At 75.4% G+C, this 6,151-nt stretch carries 6 protein-coding genes; all 6 read right to left on the bottom strand.

What is annotated here, in order from left to right; genetic code table 11:
- Window positions 1-492: 492 nt before the first annotated feature.
- Window positions 493-1,161 (bottom strand): GntR family transcriptional regulator, encoded by a 669-nt coding sequence (locus tag ACZ67Q_RS21075; protein WP_471184205.1) that lies wholly within the window; start codon window positions 1,159-1,161, stop codon window positions 493-495.
- Window positions 1,162-1,228: 67 nt separating this feature from the next.
- Window positions 1,229-2,233: a proline racemase family protein gene (locus tag ACZ67Q_RS21070; RefSeq protein ID WP_471184202.1), complete on the bottom strand. Its 1,005-nt coding sequence runs from the start codon at window positions 2,231-2,233 to the stop codon at window positions 1,229-1,231.
- 70 nt (window positions 2,234-2,303) lie between these two features.
- Entirely contained in the window at window positions 2,304-3,224 is a 921-nt protein-coding gene (locus ACZ67Q_RS21065; RefSeq protein WP_471184200.1) for a dihydrodipicolinate synthase family protein, read from the bottom strand.
- Window positions 3,221-4,639, bottom strand: coding sequence for an FAD-dependent oxidoreductase (locus ACZ67Q_RS21060; RefSeq protein ID WP_471184198.1), 1,419 nt, complete (start codon window positions 4,637-4,639; stop codon window positions 3,221-3,223). Before ACZ67Q_RS21060 ends, ACZ67Q_RS21065 begins: the two co-directional genes overlap by 4 nt.
- The gene (locus ACZ67Q_RS21055) at window positions 4,623-4,943 is read right to left on the bottom strand and encodes a (2Fe-2S)-binding protein (RefSeq protein ID WP_471184196.1); all 321 of its coding nucleotides are present in this window, start codon (window positions 4,941-4,943) and stop codon (window positions 4,623-4,625) included. Before ACZ67Q_RS21055 ends, ACZ67Q_RS21060 begins: the two co-directional genes overlap by 17 nt.
- The gene (locus tag ACZ67Q_RS21050) at window positions 4,940-6,133 is read right to left on the bottom strand and encodes an NAD(P)/FAD-dependent oxidoreductase (RefSeq protein ID WP_471184193.1); all 1,194 of its coding nucleotides are present in this window, start codon (window positions 6,131-6,133) and stop codon (window positions 4,940-4,942) included. The genes ACZ67Q_RS21055 and ACZ67Q_RS21050 overlap by 4 nt, the downstream gene beginning before the upstream one ends.
- Window positions 6,134-6,151: the final 18 nt, after the last annotated feature.

The following is a 6,151-nucleotide window of genomic DNA, read 5'->3' as shown; positions in this document are numbered from 1 at the left end:
CCCCCCCCCCCCCCCCCCCCCCCCCCCCCCCCCCCCCCCCCCCCCCCCCCCCCCCCCCCCCCCCCCCCCCCCCCCCCCCCCCCCCCCCCCCCCCCGCCCCACAACGCACCGCAGGCGCGCCACCAGCCCACCACGCACCGAAACGGGCCGCCGCAGGCACAAAAAAGGGGCGCGGGGAACGGCGCGACCAGCCACAACGCACCCGCAACCGAACCACGACCAGGCGCCGCAGGCAACGGCGACCAGCCACAACGCACCCGCAACCGAACCACGACCAGGCGCCGCAGGCAACGGCGACCAGCCACACGAAACCCGCACACGACAACGCACCCGACGCCGCAGACACCCACGACCAGCCACAACGACACCCGCACACGACAACGCACCCGACGCCGCAGACACCCACGACCAGCCACAACGACACCCGCACACGACAACCCACCCGGCGCCGCAGGCACCCCGCACCCCCCGCCCAGCCGCCGGCAGGCAGCGTCACACCCCCTCCGCCCACAGCGACCGCACGTGCCCCAGATGCCGGCTCATCACCGCCTCCGCCGCCGCCGCGTCCCCCGCCAGCATCAGGTCCAGCAGCTCCACATGCTCCTCCGCCGAAGGCACCAGCAACCCCCGCGCATCAAGAGCCGTCAGCCCGTACAACCGGGACCGCTTGCGCAGGTCGCCCACCGTCTCGACCAACCGCTCGTTGCCGTGCAGCCCCAGCAGCGACAGATGAAAACGCCGGTCGGCGTCCAGGTACCCGATCAGGTCGTGCTCGCGCGCGCTGGCCACGATCTCCTCGGCGACCGACCGCAGCGCCTCCAGCTCCTCCCGCCGAGCGGACCGCGTCACCGCCCCCACCGTCGGCACCTCGATCAGCGCCCGCAGCTCGCTGTACTGGTCGAGATCCCGCGCACTGACCTCGGTCACCCGGAACCCCTTGTTCCGCACGGGCTCGACCAGCCCCTCCCGGACCAGGTCGAGCATCGCCTCCCGCACGGGAGTCGCCGAGATCCCGAAGTCGGAGGCCAGCGCGGGCGCCGAGTACACCCGCCCCGGCTGCAGCTCACCGGAGATCAGCGCGGCGCGCAGCGCGTGGGCCACCTGGTCGCGCAGGCGTTCCTGCGCGGTGATGAGGTTGGCTTGCTTCAGGTGGCCACCCATGGTCTGCCTCCACGGCTACGGGTACTGCGGGACGCGATCGGCTGCGATCAGTTCACTTCGCGGCACCTCAGAGTAGGAAACCCGCCGGGAAGGGGTCGTCCGGGTCCAGAAAGTACTGCGCCGTGCCCGTGATCCAGGCCCGCCCGGTGACCGTGGGAACCACCGCCGCCAGCCCCCCGACGGTGGTCTCGCCGACGAGCCGCCCGGTGAACCGCGTCCCGATGAACGACTCGTTCACGAAGTCCGCGCCGAGCGCCAGCTCACCGCGCGCGTGCAGCTGCGCCATCCGCGCCGAGGTCCCGGTGCCGCACGGCGAGCGGTCGAACCAGCCGGGGTGGATGGCCATCGCGTGCCGGGAGTGTGCCGCGTCGGACCCGGGCGCGATCAGGTACACGTGCTTGAGCCCGGAGATCTCCGGGTTCTCCGGATGCACCGGCCGGTCCGGGGAGGCGTTCACCGCGTCCATGACCGCCAGCCCCGCGGCCAGCAGCTCGTCCTTGTGCTCCCGGCCGAAGGGCAGCCCCAGCGCGTCCGGTGAAACGAACGCGTAGAAGTTCCCGCCGTAGGCGAGGTCGTACCCGACGGCGCCGTACCCCGGCACGTCCACCACCCGGTCCAGGGCCACGCAGAACGCGGGCACGTTGGTGAGCGTGACCTCCTCGGCGACGCCGTCCCGCACCCGCACCTCGACCGTGACGAGCCCGGCGGGGGTGTCCAGCCGGACCGTGGTCACCGGCTCCACGGCCGGCACCATCCCGGTCTCCACGAGCACCGTGGCGACCCCGATCGTGCCGTGCCCGCACATCGGCAGCGCGCCCGACACCTCGATGAACAGCACGCCGTGGTCGGCGTCCGGACGGGTGGGCGGTTGCAGGATCGCGCCGCTCATCGCGGAGTGGCCGCGCGGCTCGTACATCAGCAGGGTGCGGACGTGGTCGAGGTGATCGACCAGGTGGCGGCGGCGCGCGGCCATGGTGTCGCCGGGCAGCACCCCGACGCCGCCGGTGATCACCCGGGTGGGCATGCCCTCGGTGTGCGAGTCGACGGCGTGGTAGACGTGCCGGGTACGCAACGCGGGTCCTCCAGCGGTCGGTGGAGCAAGGAGACGACGAGCAGTCGGGCAGCGGAAGACCGAGCAACGGTCAGCCGGCCGGCCGTTCGTCGAGGCCCTCGGCGAGGGCCTTCTCGGTGGCGGCGCGGACGGCGGCGGCCGCTTCCCCGGTGAGCGGGGAGCGCGGCGGCCGGGTGGGCCCGCCGGGCCGGCCTGCGATGTCCATGGACGCCTTGATGGCCTGCACGAACTCGGTCCTCGAGTCCCAGCGCAGCAGCGGGTGCAGGGCCCGGTAGAGCGGCAGCGCGAGGTCGAGGTCGCGGTCGACTGCGGCCCGGTGCAGCGCGAGACAGGCGCCGGGCAGCGCGTTGGGGTAGCCGGCGATCCAGCCGACCGCGCCGGCCAGGACGAGTTCGAGCAGGACGTCGTCGGCTCCGACGAGCAGGTCGAGCCCCGGCGCCAGTTCGGCGATCTCGTAGGCGCGGCGGACGTCGCCGCTGAACTCCTTGACGGCGACGACGTGCCCGTCGGCGTGCAGCCGGGCGAGCAGTGCGGGGGTGAGGTCGACTCTGGTGTCGTAGGGGTTGTTGTAGGCGACGACCGGCAGCCCGGCGCGCGCGACCTCGGCGTAGTGGGCGCGGACGGTGGCGTCGTCGGCGCGGTAGGCGTTGGGCGGCAGCAGCAGGACGGAGCCGCAGCCGGCCTCGGCGGCCTGCTCGGCCCAGCGGCGGGAGGCGGCGCTGCCGTACGCGGACACGCCGGGCATCACGCGGGCGCCGTCGCCGGCCGCCTCCACTGCGACGCGGACCACGCGGGCGCGTTCGTCGTCGGTGAGGGTCTGGTACTCGCCGAGGGAGCCGTTGGGGACCACACCGTCGCAGCCGGCCGCGATCAGGTCGGCGACGTGCCGGCCGTAGGCGTCGTAGTCGACGGAGAGGTCGTCGCGCAGCGGCAGGGTGGTGGCGACCATGACGCCGTGCCAGGGGCGGGTACGGGTGTCTGCGACGGTCATGCTTCGGACTCCTCGCTGGGTGAAGGGGGGCTGACGGGCAGCGCGGCCAGGTGGCGCAGGGGCACCGGACAGGACAGCGGGCGGCGGTCCGGGGCCGGGATCTCGCCGGCCAGCCGTGCGACGGCGGGCCCGCACATCCGCCCCTGGCACCAGCCCATCCCCGCGCGGGTGAGCAGCTTGACGCTGCGGGCGTCGTGGGCGCCGTACTCGGTGACGGCCGTGCGGATGCACCCGGCGGTGACCTCCTCGCAGCGGCACACCTCGGTGGCGGGGTCGAGCCAGTCGGCCCAGCCGGGGCCGGGCCGGTGGGCGGCGGCCATCGCGTCGGCGAAGGCGCGCAGCCTGCTCCGGCGGCGGGTGAGCGCGGCGGTGCGGCGGGCGTCGCGCGGGGTGCCGCGCAGGGCGTGGGTGACGGCGTCGGCGGCGATCTCGCCCTCGGTCACCGCCAGTTCGGCCCCGCCCACCCCGCACGACTCCCCCGCGGCCCACACTCCGGGCACGGACGTGGCCTGCCCGGCGTCCACGACCAGGGCGGGGGCGGAGTCGGGGGTGCGCCGGGTGGCACAGCCGAGGGCGGTGGCGAGGTCGAGCTGCGGGACGAGCCCGTGCCCGACGGCGAGCGCGTCGCAGGGGATGACGCGGCCGGTGCCGGGCACGGGCCGCCAGTCGTGGTCGAGCCGGGTCACGGTGACCGCCTCGACGCGGGCCGTTCCGTGGGCGGCGGTGACGGCGTGCCGGGACAGCAGCCGGGTGCCGTGCCGCAGCAGTCCGCCGCCGTACAGGGCGCCCTCGGCGACCTTGGCCGTGTTGCGCAGCAGGGCGGGCAGGGTGCGGGTGTACGCGGTGTAGTCGGCGGCCTCGACGACGGCGGGGACGCGGGCGCCCGCGGCGGCCAGTGACCCGGCGACGGCGAGCAGCAGCGGGCCGCTGCCGGCGACGACGATCCGCCGGCCGGGCAGGACCAGATGGGACTTGAGCATGGCCTGCGCCCCGCCCGCGCCGACGACTCCGGGCAACGTCCATCCGGGGAAGGGGAGTTGGCGTTCGTATGCGCCGGTGGCGAGCAGGACGGCGCGCGCGTCGAGGGTGGCGGGCGTCTCGTCGGGCCCGGCGACGGCGTGCAGCCGCCAGTGCGCGCCCGCGCGGACCACGGTCCACACGTGATGGTGGGGCAGGTGGGTCAGGCGGTCGCCGGTCGGCTGCCGCAGTCGCCCGGTGAAGTCCCCCCAGTCCCGGTGCAGGGCCTGGGGGCGGGCGGCCCGCAGGCCCGGTGCGGGGTGCCGGTGGAACTGCCCGCCGGGCCGCTCCCCCGCGTCCAGCAGGGTGACGCTCAGTCCGAGACCGGCGGCCCGGACGGCGGCGGCGAGTCCGGCGGGCCCCGCACCGACGACGGCGAGGTCAGCGGTCGGCGCCATGTCCGGTGCCCTCCTGGGTGGTGACGGTGTCGCCGGGGCGTACGGCGACCAGGCAGGCCCGCTGATTGGGGCGGCCATTGACGGTGGCGAGGCAGTCGTGGCAGACGCCGATGCCGCAGAACACCCCGCGTGGCGCCCCGGCGCTCCGGGTGGTGCGCCAGGACAGGATGCCGGCGGACCAGAGCGCGGCGGCCAGGCTCTGTCCGGGCAGTGCGGTGAGGGTGCGGCCGTCGAAGGTGAAGGGGTACGGCGGTTCGGGCTCGGCCCGCACCAGGCCGAGCGGGGTGCGCGGCACGCGGCTCATGAGGGGGCTCCTGGGGTGGCGTCCGGCTGGGGGAAGCGGTCGGGGCGGAACGGCTCGGCCGGGATGGGCGGTTCGGCGCCGGTGAGCGCCGCGGTGACGAGCAGGCCGGTGGCCGGGGCGAGGCCGATGCCGGCGCCCTCGTGTCCGCAGGCGTGGTGCAGGCCCGGGACGCGGGGGTCGGGTCCGATCGCGGGCAGATGGTCGGGCAGGTACGGGCGGAACCCGCAGTAGGTGCGCAGGGCGTGCACGTCGGCCAGGGCGGGGAAGAGCGCGATGGCCTGGCCGGCCAGGCGGCGCAGGGCCTCGGTGGACAGGGTGCGGTCGAAGCCGACGCGTTCGCGGGTGGCGCCGATGAGGACGGTCCCGGCGGGGGTGCCCTCGACGACGGCGGAGGACTGCAGGGCGGCCGAGCCGCTGGCGACGTCGGCGATGTAGTCGGCGGCGTACACCTTGTGGCGGATCAGGCCGGGCGGCAGCGGTTCGGTGACGAGGACGAAACCGCGGCGCGGCAGCACGGGCAGGTGGGTGCCGGCGAGTTCGGCGATGCGGCCGCCCCAGGGGCCGGCGGCGTTGACGACGGCGGGTGCGTACAGGTCGCCGCGCGGGGTGCGGACGCCGTGTACGGCGCCGCGGGCGTCGGTGAGGACGGCGGTGACCTCCTCGCCGAGCCGGACGCGGGCGCCCCGGCGGCGGGCGGCGCGCAGCAGGGCGGCGGCGGCCTTGGCGGGCTGCACCTGCGCGTCCTGCGGGTAGTGGAAGCCGCCGGCCAGGCCCGGAGCCAATTCAGGTTCCATATCGGTCAGTTGACCGGCGGGCACCTCGTCCGCTGTGACACCGGCCGTGCGTTGCCCGGCCGCGAAGGCGCGCAGTGCGGTGAGGGCGGTCTCGTCGGGTGCGACGACGAGACCGCCCTTGAGCTCGTGTTCGACGCCGTCCTCCGGTGGGAGGCCGTCGGCGAGTTCGCGCCACAACCGGGTGGAGAGCAGAGCGAGTTCGAGCTCGGGTCCCGCCTCCTTGTCGGAGACGAGGAGATTTCCCTCGCCGGCTCCGGTGGTGCCGCCGGCGACGGGCCCGCGATCGACGACCGCGACGGAGAGGCCGGCACGGGTGGCGTAGTACGCGCACGCCGCCCCGACCACTCCGGCGCCGACGATCACGGCGTCCAGAGGTGCGGGCTTTTTCGTGGGCACGTCAGTAATATTTCACAT

It is taken from the genome of Streptomyces sp. NPDC036813, assembly GCF_055609245.1.
This window is presented reverse-complemented; position numbering and strand designations above follow the sequence as displayed.